We start from the raw sequence: 23282 nt of genomic DNA, 5'->3' as shown, positions 1-23282 counted from the left end.
GGTGGTACCCCTCGGGGAACCCGGCAGGGTCGTACGCTTCACACATGACTGACGCTGCACAGGAGATGGGCCGGGTCGGCCGCAGGATCCAGGTGGTCGACGAGGTCGCGCCGGAGACGTCCGCGGCCGTCGTCGATCTGATCGAGCGGGCCGCACGGACGGACGGACAGCCCGCCGTGTCCGAGCAGGGGCGGCTGCAGCTGCGCGGGGGCCGGCGCCCCGGCGTGCGCCATGTGCTGGTGTACGTACCCGGCGACGAGGCCGAGGGCGAGGAACTGGTCGCCTACGGGCAGCTGGAGGACACCGACCCGGTGGAGGCGCCGGCCGCCGAGCTGGTGGTGCACCCCGGGCACCGCGGCCGCGGGCACGGCCGGGCGCTGGGCGGCGAGCTGCTGGAGCAGTCCGGGCGCCGGCTGCGGGTCTGGGCGCACGGCGGGCATCCGGCCGCCCGGCACCTCGCCCAGACCCTGGGGCTGACGATGTTCCGGGAGCTGCGGCAGATGCGGCGCCCGCTGACGGATCTGGAGCTGCCGGAGCCGGTGCTCCCCGAGGGGGTGACCGTACGGACCTTCCAGCCGGGTACCGATGACGCGGCCTGGCTGGAGGTGAACGCGGAGGCGTTCGCGCACCACCCGGAGCAGGGCTCACTGGTCCAGCGCGACCTGGACGACCGCAAGGCCGCGGCGTGGTTCGACCCCAAGGGGTTCTTCCTGGCGGAGAAGGCGGGGCGGCTGGTCGGCTTCCACTGGACCAAGGTGCACGTCGACGAGGGGCTCGGTGAGGTCTATGTCCTCGGGGTCCGTCCGGGCGCGCAGGGCGGTGGCCTGGGCAAGGCGCTGACCTCGGTCGGGCTGCGTCATCTGGCCGCCGAGGGGCTGCCGACGGCGATGCTCTACGTGGACGCGGACAATGCCGCGGCGGTCAGTGTGTACGAGCGGATGGGGTTCGCCACCCATGAGACGGATCTGATGTACCGCTCGGAGACGTGAGCGCGCCGGGCCCGCGGGAGCGGGCCGCTGAGGACACCTCACGGGGCGGGCCCACGGCGGCCCGCCCCGCTCCTCACCGCCCGGGTCCGGGCTGCTGCCGCGCCCGCCACTCGCGCGCCAGCATCGCGTAGACGACCTCGTCGGCCCACTCCCCGTCGAGGAACTCGTTCTCCCGCAGATGGCCCTCGCGGCGCATCCCCAGCCGTTCGAGGAGCCGCGCCGAGGCGGTGTTGCGCCCGTCCAGCTCCGCCTGGATGCGGTGCAGCCCCAGCTCCTCGAAGCCGAGCCGCAGCAGCGCCCGGCTCGCCTCGGTCGCGTAGCCGTGGCCGGCGTGGCCGGGGTGGAAGACGTAGCCGATACCGCCCTGGCGGTGCTCACGGCTCTTCCAGACGAAGGTGACATCGCCGGCCAGGACGCCGCTCGCCCGGACCACGACGGCGAGCTGGAGGACGTCGCCGGACTCGCGCAGCGTGGTGCGGGTGGTCTTGGCGGCGACGGAGGCCCGGGAACCGGCCTCGTCGAGCGGTCCCCAGTAGAGGTAGCGGCAGACCTCGGGGAGGCGCTGGTAGGCGTGGATCGCCGCGAGGTCGTCGTGGGTGACGGGGCGCAGATCCAGGCGTTCGGTGCGTATCGGGTAGTCGGGCGTGTACGGCAGCGGTGGCCTCACGGGCACGGATGGCAGGGGCACGCGGGCAGCGTACGCAGTGGAGGTTGACAGGTGCAGCCCACTTCCCTCACCCTTTCACTACTTAATTAGTGGAATGCATCAGAGGGGGGCGGCGATGCGGCCGATGACCAGGGGCGAAGGGGCCGGCCGGGCCTCGGGGCGCACCGCCATCGAGGCGATCGGCCTCGGCAAGCGCTACCGCCGCCGCTGGGCACTGCGCGACTGCACCTTCCGGCTGCCGGCCGGCCGCATCTGCGCACTGGTCGGACCGAACGGCGCCGGCAAGAGCACCCTGCTCTCGCTGGCCGCCGGGCTGACCCGCCCCAGCGAGGGCTCGATACGGGTCTGCGGCGGGACCCCCGCCACCGCCCCGGCCCGCCCCGTGATCGCCCATCTCGCCCAGGACAAGCCGCTCTACCGCCGGCTGACCGTCGCCGAGACGCTGGAGCTGGGCCGCGCGCTCAACCCCGGCCGCTGGAGCGGGCGGTACGCCGAGCGGCTCGTCCACGACGGCGAGATCCCCCTCGGTGCCCGTGTCGGCACCCTCTCCGGCGGGCAGCGCACCCGCCTCGCGCTCGCCCTCGCCTTCGCCAAGCGCCCCGAACTCCTGTTGCTCGACGAGCCGTTGGCCGACCTCGACCCGCTCGTACGGCACCGGATCGCGGCGCTGCTGCTGGCCGAGGCGGCCGAGCACGGCACCACCGTCGTGCTGTCGTCGGACCTGCTCGCCGAGCTGGACGGGGTCTGTGACTATCTGCTGGTGCTGGGCGGCGGCCGGGTCCGGCTCGCGGGCGAGGTCGATGACGTCATCGGGGCGCACGCCCTGGTGATGGGGCGGCGCCGGGGGCCGGGGCTGCCGCCGGAGGTCGCCGCGCACCCGGTCGTCGAGGCGCAGCTGTCCGGGCCGGGCTTCACCGCGCTCGTACGGCGGGACGGGCGGGTCGCCCCCGGGCCCTGGGAGACCGCGGAACCGTCCCTGGAGGAACTTCTGCTCGCCTATCTCCGCGCGCCCGGCGCACCCGAGCTGATCGCGCCGAGCGCGGAGCCGGTCTCCGCGCCGCCGCGCCGCCGGCCCGGCCACAAGCCCGGCATCCCCGGCATGCCGCGCAACGGACCGCCCCGCCCGGCGGGGCTGCCGGGTGGCCGGGAGAGCCCGCCGCGCAGCACGGAACGCACACGGCACGACCATCACAGCGGCAAGGGAGCGGCGGCATGACCAGCACGGCACACCTCGGGGCGAGCGGGCACGGGCGCACCGCGGACACACCGGAGCACCCCCGCGCCACGGGCGGCCGCGGACCGCTGGGCGGCCTCGTCTGGCTGGTGTGGCGCCAGCACCGGCTGGTCTTCGGCGTGCTGCTCGCCGCGGCGGTCGGCGGCGCGGTCTGGTGCGCGGTGCTGCGCGGCCGGATGGCCGGGTTCATCGACGCGCACCACATCGCCGGCTGTTCGCAGATCTCGCTCGTCGCGCGCTGCTCGGGCACCCAGGACGCGGTCACCGCCTTCCGCGGCGCCTACGGCTCGTCGCTGAAACTGGCCGAGGCGGGCCTGGTGCTGCTGCCCGCGCTGGTAGGTCTGTTCCTCGGCGCCCCGCTGATCGCCCGGGAGCTGGAGGCCGGCACCCACAAGCCTGTGCTGTCCCAGTCGGTCGGTCCGCTGCGCTGGCTGACGGCGAAGATGGCGCTGCCGGCCGCGGTCGTGCTCGCCGTCGGCACGCTGCTGTCGGCGGCCTACACCTGGCTCTGGCAGGTCGGCGGCGACGAGGTGTCCGGTGCGTACTGGTATTCCACCCTCGGCTTCAACTCGCTCGGCCCGGTGCCCGTCGCCTACTCCCTGCTGGGCCTGGCGATCGGCACGCTGACCGGTCTGCTGCTGCGCCGCACGGTCGTGGCGATGGGTGTCACGCTGACCGCCACGGTCCTGGTGCAGGCGGCGTTCATACAGCTCAGGCCCTATCTGATGCCGCTCACCACGACCAAGTTCGGGACCGATGAGCCCACCCAGGTGCCGGACAGCTCCTGGCTGGTGGGGCAGGGGTACTACACCACCTCGGGCGAGCGGCTGCCCGAGCTGCCGTGCCGCCCCGACCAGGACTTCACCGGCTGTCTGCGCCGGCACCACGTGGCCGGCCAGTACATGGACCACCACCCGGTGTCGCACCACTGGCCCCTGGCGTGGACCGAGGCCGGGATCGTGCTGGTGGCGGCGGTGGTACTGACCGTGCTCGCCTTCCGGGTGATGCGGCGCCGGCACGGGTGAGGGGGCGCGGGCGGGGTCCCCGGCCTTTTACGGCGCTTTCCGGCTTTTCCCGGTCCGCGGCCGCTCGGTGAATTACCCCCTCCTCCCCCTCCACCCCCTCCGCGCTCTCCCGTATTTCCTTCTCCGGTGCATTGCGCTCCGTCTCTCCTTTCCCCGGGAGGATTTCCTTCCCGGGGGAGGGTGGCGGAGCGTTCCGGTGACCAAATGCCTTGAGGCCGGGCCCCGTTCGCTGTTCGCCGTTCGCCGTTCGCCGTTCGCCGTACGCCGCGGCGGACGGGGCGGCCGGCGACCACGCCCGCCCGCAAGGCATCGCGCGCAGTCCCCGCCCGGCCGGTCGGGCTTCCGGCCTCCCGCCACGCCTTCCCCGCCGCCCCGAACGCATACGAGCGGCCAACAAAGTGGGAAGTCGCATCCTTGATAAACGGGGAAACGGAAACAGGCGGCCCCCTTCGGCCCCCTTTCCGTACCCTGCCGCTTGATCAAATGTGATCCAAAAGGGCCGGGCATTTCCCGTCTATAATCGGGCGTGTGACTACGGCCGCGTCGGGGCAGGCACCAGGGGCGCGCCGCACCGCGGAGCCCGGCGCCGGAACGGACTCCGGGAGGCGCCGCCCCCGGCGTCCCGCGCCGCCCGACGGCACCGGACCGGACGTCCCCGCACAGCGTCACGCGCCGGGCCGCGGACCCGGACACGGGCCCGGACACCCCCGGCGGCCCGGGCCCGGCACCCCCGGAATACCCCGGGGAGTAGCACCCCGCTTGCCTGGCCGCCATATCCGCGTTACCGGCGATTCAACGTCGCTTGCGAGCATCGCTGAATGCAGCCCGCTGTGCCGAACGTCCCGACTCCCAGGCTCCATGTCGCGCCGCCGCCTCTTCCTGACGCGCCTGGAACCCCGGGTACGCGGAAGAATAAGGACATGAACCAGCAGCCCAGCGCTCAGGCACAGGTCCAGCCCGAGACGTCGACCCCGAAGCCCCCCAAGGCCGCGGCCCCCTCGGCCCAGCCGTCCGTGGGCTCCATCGCCGCGCACCGCCCGCAGGCGGTCCGGGGGACGGTGCCCGGGCTGGAACCCGACCTCGACGCCGATCCCGATGCGTACGAGGACAGCGGCGTGGTGGGCGTGGACGGCGAGGAACTGCCCGGTGACCGGTTCCTGGACCGCGAGCGCAGCTGGCTGGCCTTCAACGAGCGGGTGCTGGAACTGGCCGAGGACCCGGCCACCCCGCTCCTCGAACGGGCGAACTTCCTTGCGATTTTCGCCAGCAACCTGGACGAGTTCTTCATGGTCCGGGTCGCCGGACTCAAGCGACGGATAGCCACCGGCGTCGCCACCCGCTCCGCCTCCGGACTCCAGCCCCGTGAGGTGCTGGATCTGATCTGGACCCGCTCGCGTGAGCTCATGGCCCGGCACGCCGCCTGTTTCCAGCAGGACGTCGCCCCCGAGCTGGCCGACCAGGGCATCCATCTGATCCGCTGGCCCGAGCTGACCGAGAAGGAGCAGGCCCGCCTGTTCACGCTCTTCCGCCAGCAGATCTTCCCGGTGCTCACGCCCCTGGCCGTGGACCCCGCGCACCCCTTCCCGTACATCTCCGGCCTCTCGCTGAATCTGGCCGTCGTCGTACGCAACCCGGTCAGCGGCCACGACCACTTCGCGCGGGTCAAGGTGCCGCCGCTGCTCTCCCGCTTCCTGGAGGCCTCCCCGCAGCGCTACGTCCCCATCGAGGACGTCATCGCCGCCCACCTGGAGGAGCTGTTCCCGGGGATGGAGGTGCGCGCCCACCACATGTTCCGGGTCACCCGCAACGAAGACCTGGAGGTCGAGGAGGACGACGCGGAGAACCTCCTCCAGGCCCTGGAGAAGGAGCTGATGCGGCGGCGCTTCGGCCCGCCGGTGCGCCTGGAGGTCGAGGAGTCCATCGACCCGGCCGTGCTCGATCTGCTCGTCCAGGAGCTGAAGATCTCCGACGCCGAGGTCTACCCGCTGCCCGGCCCGCTGGACCTCACCGGCCTCTTCGGGATCGGGGCCCTGGACCGGCCCGAGCTGAAGTACCCCAAATTCGTGGCCGGCACCCACCGCGACCTCGCCGAGGTGGAGTCCGCCTCCGCCCCGGACATCTTCGCCGCCCTGCGCGCCCGCGACGTCCTCCTGCACCACCCCTACGACTCCTTCTCCACCTCCGTCCAGGCGTTCCTGGAGCAGGCCGCCGCCGACCCGGACGTCCTCGCGATCAAGCAGACGCTCTACCGCACCTCCGGCGACTCCCCGATCGTCGACGCCCTGATAGACGCCGCGGAGTCCGGCAAGCAGGTCCTCGTCCTGGTCGAGATCAAGGCCCGCTTCGACGAGCAGGCCAACATCAAGTGGGCCCGGAAGCTGGAGGAGTCCGGCTGTCACGTCGTCTACGGGCTGGTCGGCCTCAAGACGCACTGCAAGCTCTCGCTGGTCGTCCGCCAGGAAGGCGAGATGCTGCGCCGCTACTCCCATGTGGGGACCGGCAATTACCACCCCAAGACGGCCCGGCTCTACGAGGACCTGGGGCTGCTGACCGCCGACCCGCAGGTCGGCGCCGACCTCTCGGACCTGTTCAACCGGCTCTCCGGCTACTCGCGGCGGGAGACCTACCGCCGCCTGCTGGTCGCGCCCAAGTCCCTGCGGGACGGCCTGATACAGCGCATCACCACGGAGATCGCCCACCAGCGCGCGGGCCGGGCGGCCTACGTCCGCATCAAGGTCAACTCGATGGTCGACGAGGCCGTCATCGACGCGCTCTACCGCGCCTCGCAGGCCGGCGTGCCGGTCGACATCCTGGTACGCGGCATCTGCGCGCTGCGCCCCGGAGTCCCCGGTCTGAGCGAGAACATCCGTGTCCGCAGCATCCTCGGCCGCTTCCTGGAACACTCCCGGGTCTTCGCCTTCGGCAACGGCGGCGAGCCCGAGGTGTGGCTCGGCAGCGCGGACATGATGCACCGGAATCTGGACCGGCGGATCGAGGCACTGGTGCGGGTCGCCGACCCGGCCCACCGCGTCGCCCTCAACCGGCTGCTGGAGACCGGGACATCGGACGCCACGTCCTCCTGGCACCTGGGCCCGGACGGCGACTGGACCCGGCACGCGGCCGACGCGGACGGCGCGCCGCTGCGCAACATACAGGAAATGCTCATTGACGCCCGGAGGCGCCGGCGTGGCCCAGCGACATGACCAGCAGACCGGAGGGCCGGCGGGTCTTATCGGCATCGGATACGAGCCCGGCGGGGCGCCCGGAGCCCGTTCCGCCGTGGTGGACGCACCCTGCGCGGACGACGGCAGCCCCCGCGGCACCTCACCCGGACCGCTGATGACCCACGGCTCGGGGGACGCCGACGGCACCGGCGCCGACCCCGGCACCGGCCTCACCGCCCGCACCGCCGAGGAGGTCCTCGCCGGCTATCTGCACCAGCAGGCCGCGGACTTCCTGCGCAGTCTGCGGCTGCACCGCGAGAGCGGCGCGGACGCGGAGGGCGCCGGCGACGCGGCCCGGCAGCTGCGCCGCGCCGCCCGCCGGATCAGCGCCACCCTGCACACCTACCGGCCGCTGACCGAGGAGGCCTGGGCCGACCAGCTCCGCGCCGAACTCGGCTGGCTGTCCGGCACCCTGGCCCGCGAACAGGCCTGCGCGGCCCGCCGGGACCGGCTGATGGCGGCCCTGCAACGGCTCACGGGCCGGGGGGAGCGGCCCGACCGCGGCGGCCCCGACGACCGGGACCAGGCGAAGCGCGACCAGCGGAACCGGCGGGACCGTACGCCACCGGGGCGCGCCGCCACGGCGGCCGCCGCCCCGCCCGCCGTCTCTGACACCGCCTCCGACGCCGCCACCGAGCCGGACCCCGACGGCGCCCTGGCGGCCGGTGCCGCGCGGGCCGGGGCGCTGCTCGACCGCCAGCTCACCCTCGCCCGCACCCGCGCCCACTCCGCCGCACTCCAGGCCCTGGGCTCCTCCCGCTTCCACGCCGTCGCCGACTCCGTGGCGGTGCTCGCCTCCGAGGCCCCGCCGGCCGGCAAGAACGCCGAACTGCCCGCCGCCGAGGCGCTGCCGCCGCTCGCCGACCAGGCGTACCGGCGGCTGGTGGAGGCGGTGGCCACGCTGCCGCTGTCCCGCGCCGGCTACCCGTACAACGCCGCCGCGCTCGCTGCCGACCAGCGCCAGGACGCGCCTTGGCACCAGGTACGGATGCTGGTGCGGCTGAGCCGTTACGCCCGGGAGGTCATCGCTCCGGAGTACGCCGAGCAACGACTGGCGGAGGCGGGCCGGGCCCTGGAGTGGCACCGCGACGCCGCGGAGGCGGCCGCCGCGGCCACCGCCGCGGCCCGCACCCCCCGCATCGCCCCGGCCACCGCCTACGCCCTCGGCGTGCTCCACGCCGACCAGCGGCACGAGGTGGAGGCGGCCCGCTACGCCTTCGGCCGGGTATGGCTGCCGCGCACGCCCGAGCGGACCGGCTGAGGAACGCCCCACAACACCGGAGGGATGCCATGACCGGGCAGCAGGGGATGAGGACGTGACGGTGATCCAGCGGCCGGTACGGGCGGCGGGCTGTGTGCTGTGGCGCCGCGCCGCCTCCGAGGACGGCCTGGAGATCGCGCTGGTGCACCGCCCCAAGTACGACGACTGGTCGCACCCCAAAGGCAAGTTGAAGCGCGGCGAGAGCGCCCTGGCCGGGGCGGTGCGCGAGGTGGCGGAGGAGACCGGCATGGACTGCCGGCCCGGCGCGCCGCTGCCCACCTCCTGCTATGTGGCCAACGGCCACCCCAAGCAGGTCCGTTACTGGGCGGCCGAGGCCCTCGCGGGCGCCTTCACGCCGAACAGTGAGGTCGACCGCCTGGTGTGGCTCTCCCCGGCCGACGCCCGCCGCCGCCTCACGCAGGAGCGGGACCGGCCCCTGGTGGACGCCTTGCTCGCGGCGCTGCATCTGGCGTGAGAGCCGGGCATGGGCGGGGCGCGGCATCCATGTGCGCGACGCCGAAAACGCTCATGCGCGGAGCCCGTACTATTCTCCGCACGGATCCATAACTGGCCTGCCGGATCCGTGATGCGGTGATTTCGCCGGGGGGACGTAAAATCGCGTCATGGCACAGAAAGTAATCACCATCTACGCGGATGATCTCACGGGTGAAGAAACCGCAGAGGTCACCACTCACACCTTGTCTCTTGACGGCGTCACTTACGAGATCGATCTGGGCCCGGACAGCTACGACAAGCTGCTGGAGGCCGTCGCGCCGTTCACGCGGGTGGGCCGCCGGACGCGTAAGTCCAGAAAGCCGCGGCAACCGGCGACGGGCGGCGAGGACACCGCCGCCATCAGGGCATGGGCGAAGTCGAAGGGGTACGAGGTCAGCGAGCGAGGCCGGGTGCCCGCCTCCCTTCGTGAGGCCTACGGGAAGGCCAAGAAATAGCCGGTAAAGCCGGAAAAGCTGCCGGGGACCCCCGTGGGCGGGGGCCTCGGCGGGCGTCCGCATGAGGGAGTCGGCCGCTTCCCGGAAAAGGGGGTGGTTCGGCGGCGCCCCAAGGCGGGGCGCGCCGGTCCGTGGGTTCACCGGATTCGGCCGGTATTCGAGCGGCATATCGCCGGGTCACGGCTCCGCGAGGACCGCGGAATTCAATGGGACAATCGAGAAGCCATCTTTCTCCGGGGAAGGGTCCGGAAATCCGGTGGCCTGCTCCCGGTGCAGGGGCCCCGCCCTGGGCCCGGCCCCTCACCGCCTCCGCAGCGACGCGTCCTCGATGGCCGGCGGGGTGTAGTAGTTGTCGGCCCGGTTGAGGTCGGTGCCGGGCGGGACGATGGCGTCGATCCGGTCGAGGAGGTCCGCGTCGAGGGTGACGTCCGAGCCCTCCAGCATGCTGTCGAGCTGGTCGAGGGTGCGCGGGCCGATGATCACGGACGTCACCGCGGGGTGGCTGCGGACGAACGCGGTCGCCAGGTGCGGCAGTGGCAGGCCCGCCTCGGCCGCGACCGCCGACAGCGCGCGCACCGCCTCCGCCTTCCGGGCGTTCTCCGGAACCGAGAGGTCGAACTTCCGGGTCTCCATCCCGGCCCGTGAACTGGCCGACAGCTCCCGGCCGGACAGCCAGCCGGCGCTGAGCGGACCCCAGGTCAGCACGCCCATGCCATAGCGCTGCGCGGTCGGCAGCACCGCGTTCTCCACACCGCGCGCCAGCATCGAGTACGGCGGCTGCTCGGTGCGGAAGCGCTGGTGGCCGCGGCGCTCGGCGGTCCACTGGGCCTCGACGAGCTGCTCGGCGGGGAACGTCGAGGTGCCGATCGCCCGCACTTTGCCGGACCGGACGAGGTCGGAGAGGGCGGACAGGGTCTCGTCGATGTCGGTGGCCGGGTCGGGCCGGTGCACCTGGTAGAGGTCGAGGTGGTCGGTGCCCAGCCGGCGCAGGCTGTCCTCCACCGCGCGGACGATCCAGCGCCGGGAGCTGCCGCCGTGGTGGGCGTCCGGGCCCATCGGGTGGAAGAACTTGGTGGCCAGGACGACCTCGTCGCGGCGGCCCTGGAGCGCCTTGCCGACGATCTCCTCGGACTCGCCCGCGGCGTACACGTCCGCGGTGTCGACGAAGTTGATCCCGGCGTCCAGCGCACGGTGCACCAGCCGTACGCACTCGTCGTGGTCGGTGTTGCCCCAGGCGCCGAGCATCATCGCGCCGAGCGCGTACTCGCTGACCGAGATGCCGGTGCCGCCGAGGATCCTGCGCTGCATGAACCGCTCCTTGTGCCAGGTCTGAGGGGTCGCTCGGGGGCGTGCGCCGGGCGGGCCGTCCCGCGGCGAGTGCGGACCGGTTCGTCTCCGGGGCGCCCCTGAGGCGTGTTCGCACCACCTTGCGGTGCGTGCACGGAGCGGACCAGGCCCGTCACAGCCCGGGTCCGGCGGAACCACCCGACCGGCTGCGCGACGCATACTGGACCGATGCTGTACGCGGAAATCGAGATCGGCTCGTTCCTCAAGGCGCGCCGCGCGGCGCTCGACCCGGCCGAGCTCGGCCTGCCCGGCGGGGTGAACCGGCGCCGGGTGCGCGGGCTGCGGCGCGAGGAGGTCGCGCAGGTCGCCGGCATCAGCGTCGACTACTACACCCGGATCGAGCAGGGCCGGGCGCACGCCATCTCGGACTCCGTGCTGGACGCGATCGCCCGGGCGCTGCGGCTGACCGGCGGCGAGGTGACGTATCTGCGCAATGTCGCCCTGCCGCGGCGCCCGGGCGCCGACGACTCGGGCCTCGCCGGGGCCGGCGCCGGGCAGCGCGTCCGCCCGGAGGTCCAGCAGCTGCTGGACGCGATGGACACCACCGTCCCGGCCATGGTCGTCGGCCGCGGCCTGGACATCCTGGCCTGGAACACGCTCGGCGGCCGCTTCGCCTTCGACCTGGAGGCGCTCGCCCCGGACCGGCGGAACACCGCGCTGCTGGTCTTCCTCGACCCGGTGGCGCGCGCCCTGCACCCGGACTGGGAGGCGAAGGCCCTGGAGGTGGTCGGCAATCTGCGTGCCGACAGTGGCCGGCACCCCGACGACCCGCGGATCTGTGCCGTGGTCAACGAACTCCTCGACCGCAGCGCGGACTTCCGGCGGCTGTGGGAGACCCAGGCGGTGTACGAGTGCCTGCGCGGCACCAAGCGCATCCTGCATCCGCACGTCGGCGAGCTCCTGATCACCTTCGAGAGCTTCCGGCTGAGCACCGACCCCGACCAGGCGCTGGTGACGTACACGGCCCCACGCGGGTCGCAGACGGAGCGCCGGCTGCGGGAGCTCGGGGCGCGGGTGGCGGGGGAGCGGCGGTCCGTGGCCGCCGCGGGGGCGGACACACCCTAGGCGTGTCCCAGGGGAACGACCGGCTCAGCCCCTGGGGGCCAGGGCCTCCCACCGCACCGTGACCTCCCCCTGGCGGCGGCGCCGGGGATCCCCGGCCAGCGGCCAGTCCGTGGCCAGGGCCTGGACGGCGGCGCGCCAGCGCTGGCGTGCGCCCAGCGTGCCCAGCGGGGCCGCCGCGGCCCAGGCGCGGTCGAAGTCCCGGAGGAAGGCATGGACCGCCTCGCCCGGGACATTGCGGTGGATCAGCGCCTTCGGCAGGCGTTCGGCCAGGTCGGAGGGCGCCCGCAGGGAGCCGAGCCGGGCGGCGAAGGTGACCGTGCGCGGTCCCTCGGGTCCCAGCGCCACCCATACGTGCCGCCGTCCGATCTCGTCACAGGTGCCCTCGACCAGCAGTCCGCCGGGCGCCAGCCGGGCGCACAACCGCTGCCACACGGCGGCCACCTCGTCCTCGTCGTACTGCCGCAGCACGTTCGCCGCCCGGATGAGGACCGGTGCCCCGCCGCGCCGGCCGGGCAGCGGCACCTCGAAGCCGCCGTGGACGAAGTCCAGCCCGGGCCGCTCGTAGGACCGGGCGGCCTCGACCCGCGCCGGGTCGATCTCGATGCCGACGACCCGGGCGTCCGGCCTGACCGTCCGCAGCCGGCCGAGCAGCTCGACCGCGGTCCAGGGCGCCGCGCCGTAGCCCAGGTCGACCGCCACGGGGTCGGCGGCGCGGCGCAGCACCGCACCGTGTTCGGCCGCTATCCAGCGGTCCATGCGGCGCAGTCGGTTGGGGTTGGTGGTCCCGCGGGTGGCGGTTCCGACCGGTCGGGACGGTGCGAGAGCCGGGGCGGCGGAGACGGAGGGGCGGCGGGCCATGCCGTCGAGAGTATGGGGTGACAGGGCGCGGGCCCTCCGCCGAGGCCCCTCGGCCCGTCGGCGGGCGGCTCCCCGGCGTACTCCCGCTGCACACTTGGTCACGCTTTGGCAAAGTGCGGGCGGAGCGCCCGGGACGGAAATGGATGGCCGGGGTCTGTTGTTGGACGGGGTCGGAGGCGTGCCGCCCGCCCCGCCTAGGAGGTAGCTCGACGTGAGCCCATACGTGTCCCGGCTCCGTGGCCGTCCCCATGGCCAGTTCGCGGGCCAGCCGCGGCTGCGCCTGCCGGGCAGCCCCCGCCGCCCGCGCCGGGTGGCGATGCTCAGCGTCCACACCTCCCCGCTGCACCAGCCCGGGACCGGCGACGCCGGCGGCATGAACGTCTACATCGTCGAGCTGGCCAGGAAGCTCGCCTCGATCAACATCGAGGTGGAGATCTTCACCCGCGCCACCACCGGCACCCTCCCGCCCGCCGTCGAACTCGCCCCCGGCGTCCTCGTACGGCATGTCGACGCGGGTCCCTACGAGGGTCTGGCCAAGGAGGAGCTGCCCGCGCAGCTGTGTGCCTTCACCCATGGCGTGATGCAGGCCTGGGCCGGCCACCGCCCCGGCCATTACGACCTGGTCCACTCCCACTACTGGCTGTCCGGCCATGTCGGCTGGCTGGCCGCGGAGCGCTGGGGCGCCCCGCTGGTGCACGCCATGCACACCATGGCCAAGGTCAAGAACGCCGCACTCGCCGCCGGTGACACCCCCGAGCCGGCCGCCCGGGTCATCGGCGAAACGCAGATCGTGCGCGCCGCGGACCGGCTGATAGCCAACACCGCCGAGGAGTCCGACGAGCTGGTGCGGCATTACGAGGCCGAGCCCGGCAAGGTCGCGGTGGTGCACCCCGGCGTCAATCTCGACCGCTTCCGGCCCACCGGCGGCGAGGTCGCCGAGAGCCGGGCCGCGGCCCGCGCCCGCCTCGGCCTGCCACAGGACGCGGTCATCCCGCTCTTCGCCGGCCGCATACAGCCGCTGAAGGCCCCCGACATCCTGTTGCGGGCGGTCGCCGCCCTGGTCGACGAGGATCCCTCGCTGCGCTCCCGCCTGGTGGTGCCCGTCGTCGGCGGCCCCAGCGGCAGCGGGCTGGCCAAGCCCGAGGGCCTGCAGAAGCTGGCCGCCCGGCTCGGTGTCGCCGATCTGGTGCAGTTCCGCCCGCCGGTCGGCCAGGAGCAGCTCGCCGACTGGTACCGCGCCGCGTCCGTGCTGGTCATGCCCTCGTACAGCGAGTCCTTCGGGCTGGTGGCCATCGAGGCCCAGGCGTGTGGCACCCCGGTGGTCGCGGCCGCGGTCGGCGGCCTGCCGGTGGCCGTGCGCGACGGCGTCAGCGGCTTCCTCGTCGCCGGTCACGACCCCGCCGACTACGCCCGCACCCTGAGCCGTTTCCTCGCGGACCCGGCACTGCCCGCCCGCATGGGCACCGACGCCGCCCGCCACGCCCAGTCCTTCGGCTGGGACACGGCCGCCGCGGCGACCGCAGAGGTGTACACCGCCGCGATGCAGGAGCGGCGCCGTCACCTACGATCACCCCATGGGTGACGACGCGCGCGTGGTGATCGAGGCGGCTCTGGACGGCGCCGGCCTGGAATGGGAGAGCCCCACCGACGGGACCTATGTCGTCAAACTCCCCGGCACCCGCAAGCTGTCCACGACCTGCTCGCTCATCGTCGGCAAGCACTCCCTCTCCCTCAACGCCTTCGTCGTCCGCCACCCCGACGAGAACCACGCGGCCGTGCACCGCTGGCTGCTGGAGCGCAACACCCGCCTGTACGGCGTCAGTTACGCCATCGACAAGCTCGGCGACATCTATCTCGTCGGCAAACTCCCGCTCGCCTCGGTCACCCCCGACGAACTCGACCGCCTCCTCGGCACCGTCCTGGAAAACGCCGACGGCAGCTTCAACACCCTGCTCGAAATGGGCTTCGCCACCGCCATCCGCAAGGAATACGACTGGCGCGTCTCCCGCGGCGAATCCACCCGCAATCTGGACGCCTTCACGCATCTGACCCGGGGACGCACGCAGCCGGAGGGCTGAAAAACGAGAAGTATGGGGCGGGATATTCCACGCCCCATACTCCCGCTACCGAGAAACCTTCACGGCTCCCGGTCTAAAGGTCCTAGCCCAGGAAGTGCGTCACCAGGTTGGAAATGATCGGGCCGATGGCGGAGATGAGGGAGCTAACCCAGTCCATGTCTGTGTCCTTTCCGTTCCGTGCAGGGAACGAGCCGTGTGCTCAATCCCCGGAAAACCCCTGTTCTCCATTCAGGCACCGCAATACACGCCAGGGCGCCTCCGGGGTACGCAATACCTGAACGGCCGATGTGCACCTCGGCCAGGAGTTGCCAGAACCGTAACACCCGAATGTCTCCCGTTTGAAGCAAGATCCGCCGATTATCTCCAAGTGTTTCTTTCGGTAACACCCTGAATGCGGCGCGTCATTTTCCCGCCCCCTTCCCGGTGAATCCAGACCCTCAAAGCCCACCTATCTGAAGGATTCCTGAATTCCTGAAGAGGTCCTGAATTCCTGAAGGAATTCTGAAGCAGGCGCGACGGCGAGGAAGGGCCTGAAGCGGGATCGGCAGGGGAATTCGCGCACAAGGGCCGCTCGGGAACGGCAGCTGATTGTCCGTGCCCCTCAGCGTGACGGGCGCACGTGAGGAGCCGTCAGCTGCGCACAGCCGGCGGCGGACACGTCAGGCACCGGCCGCCCTGGGCGGACATCACCCGGCCCAAACCCCACCCCGGCGCGCCGTTCGGCCTGATGGGTCAAAAACGCGCGCAGTCCACCCGGAAAGCTCAACTCTCCGCTCGTGGGGGCCGTGTTCACGGGAGGAAACGTGGCATAAAGGCTGACTGTGGGTCATATCACTACTGTGATGCAGATGGCCGACGATGTGTCTCCCTTCGCAGTAGGCAGAAAGGAACATCTCCTATGCGCACTGCCCGTACGTTGTTCGCCTCAGCCGTGATCACCGCGGTGTTCGCGGTCACCGCTCCCACCGCGCTTGCCTCGTCCGCGGACGAGGGCCGTGACACGGACAGTGGATACTCGGCGTCGAGCTACCGCCACGACGAGCACCGGAGAGGCGATGACGACCACCGCTGGGGTCGCCACCACCACAAGTGCAGGCACCACCACCGTCGTCACCACCACCGTCACTACCGGCCGATCGGTGGCATCCACACCGGCGGCGGAGCGATGGCGCACTCCTTCCGCTGAGCCGACTCCCTCCGCCTCGTGACCGACTGAGGCGGTAAGCCGTGCGGTACGCCGCCGGGGCCCGTGAAAAGGGCCCCGGCGGCGTCCTCATGGGCGGCGAAGGCGCCGAGCCGGTCGATCGGGGTGCCGGCCCGCGGCCACCGGGGCGCAGGGGCGGAGCGGAACCCGTATTCGGCCAAGGTCACCCCCGCCGTCCCACCGCCCGGAAGCGTCATACCCGGCCACAAAGCCCAGGTCCTGGACCCCCACAGGGCTCCGACCGGGATTCGATTACGCTCGACGCCATGGCCGACGCACCGTACAAGCTGATCCTCCTCCGCCACGGCGAGAGCGAGTGGAATGCGAAGAACCTGTTCACCGGCTGGGTGGACGTCAATCTCAACGAGAAGGGCGAGAAGGAGGCAGTCCGCGGCGGAGAGCTGCTCAAGGACGCCGGCCTGCTCCCCGACGTGGTGCACACCTCGCTCCAGAAGCGCGCCATCCGCACCGCGCAGCTGGCCCTGGAGTCCGCCGACCGCCACTGGATCCCGGTCCGCCGCAGCTGGCGGCTGAACGAGCGCCACTACGGTGCGCTCCAGGGCAAGGACAAGGCGCAGACACTGGCCGAGTTCGGCGAGGAGCAGTTCATGCTCTGGCGCCGCTCGTACGACACCCCGCCGCCCCCGCTGGAGGACGGCGCCGAGTTCTCCCAGAGCGCTGACCCGCGCTACGCCGACATCCCCGGCGAGCTGCGCCCGCGCACGGAGTGCCTCAAGGACGTCGTCACGCGCATGCTGCCGTACTGGTACGACGGCATCGTCCCGGACCTCCTCACCGGCCGCACGGTCCTGGTCGCCGCCCACGGCAACAGCCTGCGCGCCCTGGTCAAGCACCTCGACGGCGTCTCCGACGAGGACATCGCCGGCCTGAACATCCCCACCGGCATCCCGCTCGCCTACGAGCTCGACGCCGACTTCCGCCCGGTCAAGCCCGGCGGCACCTACCTCGACCCGGAGGCCGCCAAGGCAGCCATCGAGGCAGTGAAGAACCAGGGGAAGAAGAAGTAGGAGTGGTGATCACGCCCTCGACCTGCGCTTATGGTGCAGATCGGGGGCGTTTTCGCGGCCCGGACCCACGCTGGGCCCGCAGCGCCTCGGCTCTTGCGGCCGGAGCGCCGGGCCGGGCCGCCGTACCGGCCGTACCGGTGGAGGCGGTGCCCTCGGTGCTCGATCGGACGGGAATCAGCGGGAAACTCGGGGCAGTATCCGGTGGGGCACAGCGCGTCGAAGTCCCAGGCCAGCGGCCGGATTCCGCAGCCCTTCCGGGCCAGGCACTCCTCGCCGCCCGGCCCATGTGACGAACAATTGGACGCGGACAGCTGCACCGAGGGGCACCCGCAGGCCCATACTGGTGCCAATGACAAAGTCAGCTGCACCGAAGCGCTATCTGTCGACCAGCCCCTTCAAGGCCCCTGTCGCACCGTCCCCCAAGCGGTTCGCCGTGGGCGATCAGGTCACACACGACATGTACGGCCTCGGCCGTGTGATCGGTATCGAGGACGGAATCGCGGCACTCGTGGATTTCGGTTCGGCTCAAGAGCGGATCTTGAGCCCGTACGCCAAGATGAGCAAGCTGTAGCAGCACTTGCCCGTCACGGCATGCCGGACACCTTCGTGGCCCTGTAACCAATGGGAGACCCCTCATCGACCTGACCTCGCTGTTCTCCGCTCCGGAACGGGCGCCCCGCCATGCCGGTGCGGCATCGCCACCTCCGGCGACGAATCCCTTCCAGGCCCCGGACCTCGGGGAGAACGAGACCTCTCCGCTCGACGAAACACCGGCCTCCCTCTCACGCGTCGAAGCAGCTCAGCGCAGGGCGAGCTAGCTCCGAAAAGTGACCGCGGCCTCGACAGCCGGCCACGGACCGTTTCACTTCAGCATCGGGCCGCAGACCGGATCGGCTCGCCTTCCGGGCCGTCCCTGCGCCGTCGAAGGCCGCTCGACAAAGCCCCCTGCCTGCGGATTTCCCGCCGGTGGGGGGCTTTGTGCGGTGCGGGGCCGGTGACTGCCGGGCATGGTCCGCCCCTGCGGCCCGGCGTGCCGCGGCGTGCGGGGGCAGCATGGAAGAGGGGCACATGTCCGCAATCTGGAGGATGAGACAGATGCCCAAGTTCATGGACATCCACCGCGGTATGGAGGGCCTCACGGCCGACCAGCTGAAGGCGGCGCACCAGGCCGACCTCGCCATCGAGTCCCAGGAAGGTGTGCACTTCGAGCACACCTGGGCCGACCCCGACTCCGGCGACGTCTTCTGTCTGTCGGACGGCCCCTCGGCGGACGCCGTCCAGCGCATCCACGAGCGCGCCGGCCACAAGGCCGACGAGATCCACCCGGTGCCGCTCAGCCTGTGACGCGGACGTACCGCTGCGACCGGTGCGCCCCGGCCATCCCGGGGCGACGGAAGCACGGCGACGGCAACAGCGACGGCAACGCGGCGGCAACAGCGACGGCCCCGACCGGAGGATCATCCGGTCGGGGCCGCCGTCGCGCTGTGCCGTCGGGGTCGCTAGCAGCTGCCGCCGCACTGGCACGGCCCGCCCGATTGGCAGCCGCAGCTGCAGCCGGGGCCGCAGCCGCAGGCGCCGAGCAGCGGGAGCCGCGGGCGCTCGACGGCCGTCGGGGCGCCGTGGGGTACGGGGGTGGGGGAGTCCGCCATGGGTGCCATGCATTGCCTCCTAGGGGTCACCTGGTGCCCATTGCATGCCCGGGTGACCAGGCGCGTCAACGGCGCGTGGAGGCACACGTCCACCGCGCACGCCGGTGCGGGAAGCGGACTCGTTCCCTTCGCTCCCCTCCGGTCAGGCGCCCTCCACCGCCGCCGCCGACGAGGCGATCTCGTCGGCGTGCTCACCCGTCACGAGGTAGACGACCCGCTTGGCGACCGAGACCGCATGGTCCGCGAAGCGCTCGTAGTAGCGGCCCAGCAGGGTCACGTCCACGGCCGTCTCGATGCCGTGCTTCCAGCGGTCGTCCATCAGGTGCTGGAAGAGGGTGCGGTGCAGCATGTCCATCGCGTCGTCGTCCTGCTCCAGCTGCAGCGCGAGGTCGACGTCCTTGGTGATGATGACCTCGGCGGCCTTGGCCATCAGGCGCTGCGCCAGCTGCCCCATCTCCAGGATGGTGGCGTGCAGATCTTGCGGTACGGCCGTCTCCGGGAAGCGCAGCCGGGCCAGCTTGGCCACGTGCTGGGCCAGGTCGCCCGAGCGCTCCAGGTCGGCGCTCATCCGCAGTGAGGTGACGACGATCCGCAGGTCGGTGGCGACCGGCTGCTGCCGCGCCAGCAGGGCGATCGCCCGGGCCTCCAGATCGCGCTGGAGGCCGTCGACCTTCTCGTCGGCGGCGATGACGTTCTCGGCCAGCTTGAGGTCCGCGTCGAGAATCGCCGTGGTGGCGCGCCCGATCGCGGAGCCGACGAGCCGGGCCATCTCGACCAGGCCCTCGCCGATCGAATCAAGCTCCTCGTGGTACGCGTCCCGCATCTGTGACCTTCTCTCGCATCGAGTGGTGGTGTGGGAGGTGGACGGGTACAGGTGACCTCTGCCCACGCTCTCACGGTCGGTGCCCGCACGAGCCGCATCCCCGAAAGGGCGATGGTCCGCGGAGCAACCACTCCGCGGCACCGGTGTGCCGGCGGGCCGTCGCCCCGCGGTCACTCCGGGTGTCCGGGCGCGCGGCGGTGCGGAAGGGATCCGGCCCCCGCACCCTCACCCTGCGGGCACCGCGCGACCTGCGGTGCCACCGGGAGTGAACCGGCACCGACGTGAAGGTGAATTCTGGGCGACGCATCCACTGCCGGGGGGCCGGCCGCGCGGTTCACCTGGCCACACTCCGGCGGGGTGGGGCTCGCGTGCCGTATCCCCAAGGGACACCCGGCCGGCAGCCGCCCGCCCGCAACCGGCCCCCGGAGTGAACCAGCGCGGACGCCACGGTGAACTCTGGGCGACGGGTGTTCGGGCAGCGCCCCGCAACCCTGGGGAAGTGTCCGACCCGGCGCATAACCTGGAGTCATGAACGTGGACGCGGCCGTCGCCGCAGTGGCAGCGATCGCCGGCCTGTGCACCGGCGTCTTCGCCATGCTGGCGTTCCGCTGGAGCGAACGCGACCAGGCCAAACCCACCCGCACCTCCCTGCACACGGACGCCGTGCTGCCGCCCGGGGTCGACACCGTGCTGTCCGTGCTCCGCTCCTCCGCCGTGGTGCTGGACGAGGCCGACGCCGTCGTCAAGGCCAGCTCCGCCGCCTACGCCCTCGGGCTGGTCCGCGGCGGCAAGCTCGCCGTCGAACCGATGATGCAGATGGCCCGCGACACCCGCAGGGACGGCGAGATACGCCAGGTCGAGCTGGATCTGCCGCGCCGCGGCACCGGCCGTGGCGAGGCGCTCGCGGTCTCCGCCAGAGTCGCCCCGCTCGGCTCCCGGCTGGTCCTGCTGCTGGTCGAGGACCTCACGGAGGCCCGCCGCATAGAAGCGGTCCGCCGCGACTTCGTCGCCAACGTCAGCCATGAGCTCAAGACGCCCGTCGGCGCGCTCTCGCTGCTCTCCGAGGCCGTGATGGACGCCAGCGACGACCCCGAGGCCGTCGAGCGCTTCGCCGGCCGGATGCAGAACGAGGCCACCCGCCTGACCAACCTCGTCCAGGAGCTCATCGACCTCTCCCGGGTGCAGAACGACGACCCGCTGGAGGACGCCGAGCCGGTCCGGGTCGACGAACTCGTCGCCGAGGCGATCGACCGCTGCCGCCAGCAGGCCGGCGCGAAGCAGATCACCATGGCCACGTCGATCGGCGGGCCCGACGGCTCCGCCGCCCGCGGCGGCGGCGCACGGCCCGGGGGCGCCGGCGCCGAGCTGAGCATCTGGGGCAACCGCGGCCAGCTCGCGGCGGCCCTCGGCAACCTCGTCGAGAACGCCGTCAACTACTCCCCGGCGCGCACCCGCGTCGGGATCGCCGGGCGGCGGGTCTCCGCCCCCGGCGGCGACCTGATCGAGATCGCGGTGACCGACCAGGGCATCGGGATATCCGAGAGGGACCGGGACCGCATCTTCGAGCGGTTCTACCGCGTGGACCCGGCGCGCTCGCGCGCCACCGGCGGAACCGGCCTCGGTCTCGCCATCGTCAAGCATGTGGCCGCCTCGCACGGCGGGGAGGTCACGGTGTGGAGCGCTGAGGGACAAGGCTCGACCTTCACCCTGCGTCTCCCGGAAGCCGGGGCCGGCCGCGACCGCGACCGCCCTGCCGACCTCTCCGCGGAGGGCCTCGACGACGAGGACCGCCCGTACGAGACCTTCAACGATCCACTCCCTGCTCACCCAGCCCCGGAGGTCCTTCCGTGACCCGAGTGCTTGTCGTCGAGGACGAGGAATCGTTCAGCGACGCGCTGTCCTACATGCTCCGCAAGGAGGGCTTCGAGGTCGCCATCGCGGCCACGGGCCCCGACGGACTGGACGAATTCGAGCGCAACGGCGCCGACCTCGTCCTGCTCGACCTGATGCTGCCGGGCCTGCCCGGCACCGAGGTGTGCCGCCAGCTGCGCGGCCGCTCCAACGTCCCGGTCATCATGGTGACCGCCAAGGACAGCGAGATCGACAAGGTCGTCGGTCTGGAGATAGGGGCCGATGACTATGTCACCAAGCCCTTCTCCTCCCGCGAACTCGTCGCCCGTATCCGTGCCGTGCTGCGCCGTCGCGGGGAGCCGGAGGAGGTCACCCCGCAGGCCCTGGAGGCCGGGCCGGTCCGGATGGACGTGGACCGCCATGTCGTCACGGTCTCCGGCGGCAAGGTCGATCTGCCCCTCAAGGAGTTCGACCTCCTGGAGATGCTGCTGCGCAACGCCGGCCGGGTGCTGACCCGTATGCAGCTCATCGACCGGGTCTGGGGCGCCGACTACGTGGGCGACACCAAGACCCTGGACGTGCACGTCAAGCGGCTGCGCGCCAAGATCGAGCCCGACCCGGGCGCACCGCGCTACCTCGTCACGGTCCGCGGCCTGGGCTACAAGTTCGAGCCGTAAACGCGGCCTGAGCGGCTCAGCCGCCGGCCCGCCCGGCTGGGGGCCGCCGTACGCGCAGGGGCGCCCCTCCGGACCGGAGAGGCGCCCCTGAACGTCGTGCTGTGCCGGCCGGTGTCAGTGGCCGCTGCCCGCCGACGCGGAGGGCTTGCCGGAACCGGACGCACTGGGCGCACCCGACGGCTTGCCCGACGCGGAGGGCTTGCCGGAACCCGACGGGGACGGCGAACCGGACGGCTGCGGCACCTGGGAGGGCCCGTACTCCGCGAAGTAGCTCTTCGCCGGGACGACATAGGCGTTGATCTTGACCGTGCCGGTGGAGCTCAGGGTGAACGTCAGCGGCTGGGCGTTCCCGTCCTTGACGGCCTCCCGGCCGCTGGCCAGGACGGCCGAGGCGGCGCCCTTGCCGCCGATCACGAGGGACCCGCCGGCGGGCACGGTGACCTGGCCCTTGCCGGAACCGCCCGGCGAGAGCTTGGCCGACTGGCCGGTGCCGTCGACGGAGATCGCGGTCAGCTTCTGGTCCTTGGCGCCGGTGTTGAACACCGTCGCGGAAATCGCGGCCGGGCCCTTGGCGTTCACGTCCGGCTGGGTGATGACGGACGCGTTCTGGATCTTGATATCGCCGACGGAGGTCGCGGCGTTGTCCGGCTTGACCCCCAGCGTCTGGGCGTCGTTCCCGGCCCCGCACGCGGACAGCGTGGCGATCGAGAGCGAAAGGACGGTGGCGGCGAGGACGCCGCGTCGAAGGCTGCGGCTCACGGCGGCGGCATCTCCTTGACGAGCTACGGCGGCCGAACTTCGTGCCCGGTCGCGGATGGACGGCTGGGGCGGCACTGCGTACGCGTCACGACGACGGGTGCGTAAAGCCGCCCTAAGGGTGTGTCAGCGCCGCTAGGTTACCGAGCCGTCCTCACGCCGCCGCACCCGACCCGCCCCCAGCGCGATCAGGGGCCCGCCACCGCCGCTCGCAGCCGGTTTCCGGCCCCGGACCTCGGGCGCGGCCCCCGGAGGCCGGAGGGGCGCCGGCCACCGCGCAGGCGGGCACGGAACGGAAGAAAGGAGAGCGGGCGCCACGGAAGGGACGCGGAGCGGCACACCGAGGGCGCACACCTCGGCGCACAGATCCGGCCGCATCACGAGAACACACACCGAGAACGTGGCCGAAATTTCGACAAGCGGCCGTTCGGGTGACGGCCGGCAGGTTCCCCCGGCGAAAAGCAGTATTCGCAGGGAATGTGAAGGCCTCGCGGAATTGATCACACTCTTCGGCCCGCGCGTGGTGATCAATTCGAGAATCGCTCGGGAGAGGTCCCCGAGCAGCCGAACGGAGTAGCGGAACTCGCTCATGTGGA

The 23282-nt window shown here is 72.2% G+C and carries 20 protein-coding genes and 1 pseudogene; 16 read left to right on the top strand and 5 right to left on the bottom strand.

What is annotated here, in order from left to right:
* The first annotated feature begins 44 nt into the window (after positions 1-44).
* Positions 45-989, top strand: a complete 945-nt coding sequence (gene mshD / locus OIU81_RS14785) for a mycothiol synthase (protein WP_329147868.1) — start codon at positions 45-47, stop codon at positions 987-989.
* A gap of 73 nt (positions 990-1062) precedes the next feature.
* Here mshD and OIU81_RS14780 read toward each other — a convergent pair whose 3' ends face one another.
* Positions 1063-1677 (bottom strand): GNAT family N-acetyltransferase, encoded by a 615-nt coding sequence (locus OIU81_RS14780; RefSeq protein ID WP_329147866.1) that lies wholly within the window; start codon positions 1675-1677, stop codon positions 1063-1065.
* A gap of 73 nt (positions 1678-1750) precedes the next feature.
* Between OIU81_RS14780 and OIU81_RS42340 the strand changes: the two are divergent.
* From OIU81_RS42340 to OIU81_RS14750, 6 genes and pseudogenes are all read left to right on the top strand, one after another.
* Positions 1751-2300 (top strand): annotated as a pseudogene (locus OIU81_RS42340) (ATP-binding cassette domain-containing protein); the annotation flags it as partial.
* Between the two features lie 568 nt (positions 2301-2868).
* Positions 2869-3915 carry an ABC transporter permease gene (locus OIU81_RS14770; RefSeq protein ID WP_329147862.1) on the top strand — a complete coding sequence of 349 codons (1047 nt, stop codon included), beginning with the start codon at positions 2869-2871 and terminating at the stop codon, positions 3913-3915.
* Between the two features lie 920 nt (positions 3916-4835).
* Positions 4836-7118, top strand: coding sequence for an RNA degradosome polyphosphate kinase (locus tag OIU81_RS14765; RefSeq protein WP_329147860.1), 2283 nt, complete (start codon positions 4836-4838; stop codon positions 7116-7118).
* Entirely contained in the window at positions 7081-8400 is a 1320-nt protein-coding gene (locus tag OIU81_RS14760; protein WP_329147858.1) for a CHAD domain-containing protein, read from the top strand. The genes OIU81_RS14765 and OIU81_RS14760 overlap by 38 nt, the downstream gene beginning before the upstream one ends.
* A 55-nt stretch (positions 8401-8455) precedes the next feature.
* Positions 8456-8875, top strand: coding sequence for an NUDIX hydrolase (locus tag OIU81_RS14755; RefSeq protein WP_329147857.1), 420 nt, complete (start codon positions 8456-8458; stop codon positions 8873-8875).
* A 148-nt stretch (positions 8876-9023) separates the two neighbouring features.
* The gene (locus OIU81_RS14750; RefSeq protein ID WP_329147855.1) at positions 9024-9350 is read left to right on the top strand and encodes a histone-like nucleoid-structuring protein Lsr2; all 327 of its coding nucleotides are present in this window, start codon (positions 9024-9026) and stop codon (positions 9348-9350) included.
* A 300-nt stretch (positions 9351-9650) separates the two neighbouring features.
* On the opposite strand, the gene OIU81_RS14745 is transcribed toward OIU81_RS14750, so the two are convergent.
* The gene (locus OIU81_RS14745) at positions 9651-10658 is read right to left on the bottom strand and encodes an aldo/keto reductase (RefSeq protein ID WP_329147853.1); all 1008 of its coding nucleotides are present in this window, start codon (positions 10656-10658) and stop codon (positions 9651-9653) included.
* Between the two features lie 207 nt (positions 10659-10865).
* Here OIU81_RS14745 and OIU81_RS14740 point away from each other — a divergent pair, with 207 nt between their 5' ends.
* Positions 10866-11762, top strand: coding sequence for a helix-turn-helix domain-containing protein (locus OIU81_RS14740; RefSeq protein WP_329147851.1), 897 nt, complete (start codon positions 10866-10868; stop codon positions 11760-11762).
* Between the two features lie 24 nt (positions 11763-11786).
* Here the strand turns inward: OIU81_RS14740 and OIU81_RS14735 are convergent, their stop codons facing one another.
* Entirely contained in the window at positions 11787-12620 is an 834-nt protein-coding gene (locus OIU81_RS14735) for a class I SAM-dependent methyltransferase (RefSeq protein WP_329147849.1), read from the bottom strand.
* A gap of 211 nt (positions 12621-12831) precedes the next feature.
* On the opposite strand from OIU81_RS14735, the gene mshA reads away from it, so the two are divergent.
* From mshA to OIU81_RS14705, 6 genes are all read left to right on the top strand, one after another.
* On the top strand, positions 12832-14202 hold the full coding sequence (gene mshA, locus OIU81_RS14730) for a D-inositol-3-phosphate glycosyltransferase (RefSeq protein WP_329147847.1): 1371 nt from the start codon (positions 12832-12834) through the stop codon (positions 14200-14202).
* A complete protein-coding gene (locus OIU81_RS14725) occupies positions 14195-14698 on the top strand; it encodes a YbjN domain-containing protein (protein ID WP_329147845.1) in 504 nt (167 codons plus the stop codon). The genes mshA and OIU81_RS14725 overlap by 8 nt, the downstream gene beginning before the upstream one ends.
* Positions 14699-15596: 898 nt before the next feature.
* A complete protein-coding gene (locus OIU81_RS14720) occupies positions 15597-15884 on the top strand; it encodes a hypothetical protein (RefSeq protein ID WP_329147843.1) in 288 nt (95 codons plus the stop codon).
* A gap of 284 nt (positions 15885-16168) precedes the next feature.
* Positions 16169-16930: a phosphoglyceromutase gene (locus OIU81_RS14715; RefSeq protein WP_329147842.1), complete on the top strand. Its 762-nt coding sequence runs from the start codon at positions 16169-16171 to the stop codon at positions 16928-16930.
* Between the two features lie 349 nt (positions 16931-17279).
* On the top strand, positions 17280-17501 hold the full coding sequence (locus OIU81_RS14710; protein WP_329147839.1) for a hypothetical protein: 222 nt from the start codon (positions 17280-17282) through the stop codon (positions 17499-17501).
* A gap of 524 nt (positions 17502-18025) precedes the next feature.
* Positions 18026-18274: an SCO4226 family nickel-binding protein gene (locus OIU81_RS14705; protein ID WP_329147838.1), complete on the top strand. Its 249-nt coding sequence runs from the start codon at positions 18026-18028 to the stop codon at positions 18272-18274.
* 447 nt (positions 18275-18721) lie between these two features.
* On the opposite strand, the gene phoU is transcribed toward OIU81_RS14705, so the two are convergent.
* A complete protein-coding gene (gene phoU / locus OIU81_RS14700; protein WP_329147836.1) occupies positions 18722-19402 on the bottom strand; it encodes a phosphate signaling complex protein PhoU in 681 nt (226 codons plus the stop codon).
* A 528-nt stretch (positions 19403-19930) separates the two neighbouring features.
* Between phoU and OIU81_RS14695 the strand changes: the two genes are divergently transcribed.
* Both OIU81_RS14695 and OIU81_RS14690 read left to right on the top strand, forming a co-directional pair.
* Complete coding sequence (locus OIU81_RS14695) at positions 19931-21253, top strand: sensor histidine kinase (RefSeq protein ID WP_329147833.1); 1323 nt, start codon at positions 19931-19933, stop codon at positions 21251-21253.
* Positions 21250-21930 (top strand): response regulator transcription factor, encoded by a 681-nt coding sequence (locus OIU81_RS14690; protein WP_006603892.1) that lies wholly within the window; start codon positions 21250-21252, stop codon positions 21928-21930. Before OIU81_RS14695 ends, OIU81_RS14690 begins: the two co-directional genes overlap by 4 nt.
* A 114-nt stretch (positions 21931-22044) precedes the next feature.
* Here the strand turns inward: OIU81_RS14690 and OIU81_RS14685 are convergent, their stop codons facing one another.
* Positions 22045-22689, bottom strand: a complete 645-nt coding sequence (locus OIU81_RS14685) for a DUF461 domain-containing protein (RefSeq protein ID WP_329147830.1) — start codon at positions 22687-22689, stop codon at positions 22045-22047.
* Between the last annotated feature and the right edge of the window lie 593 nt (positions 22690-23282).

Origin of the sequence: Streptomyces sp. NBC_01454 (assembly GCF_036227565.1) — a bacterium.
In the GTDB taxonomy this organism is placed as follows: Bacteria; Actinomycetota; Actinomycetes; order Streptomycetales; family Streptomycetaceae; genus Streptomyces.
This window is presented reverse-complemented; position numbering and strand designations above follow the sequence as displayed.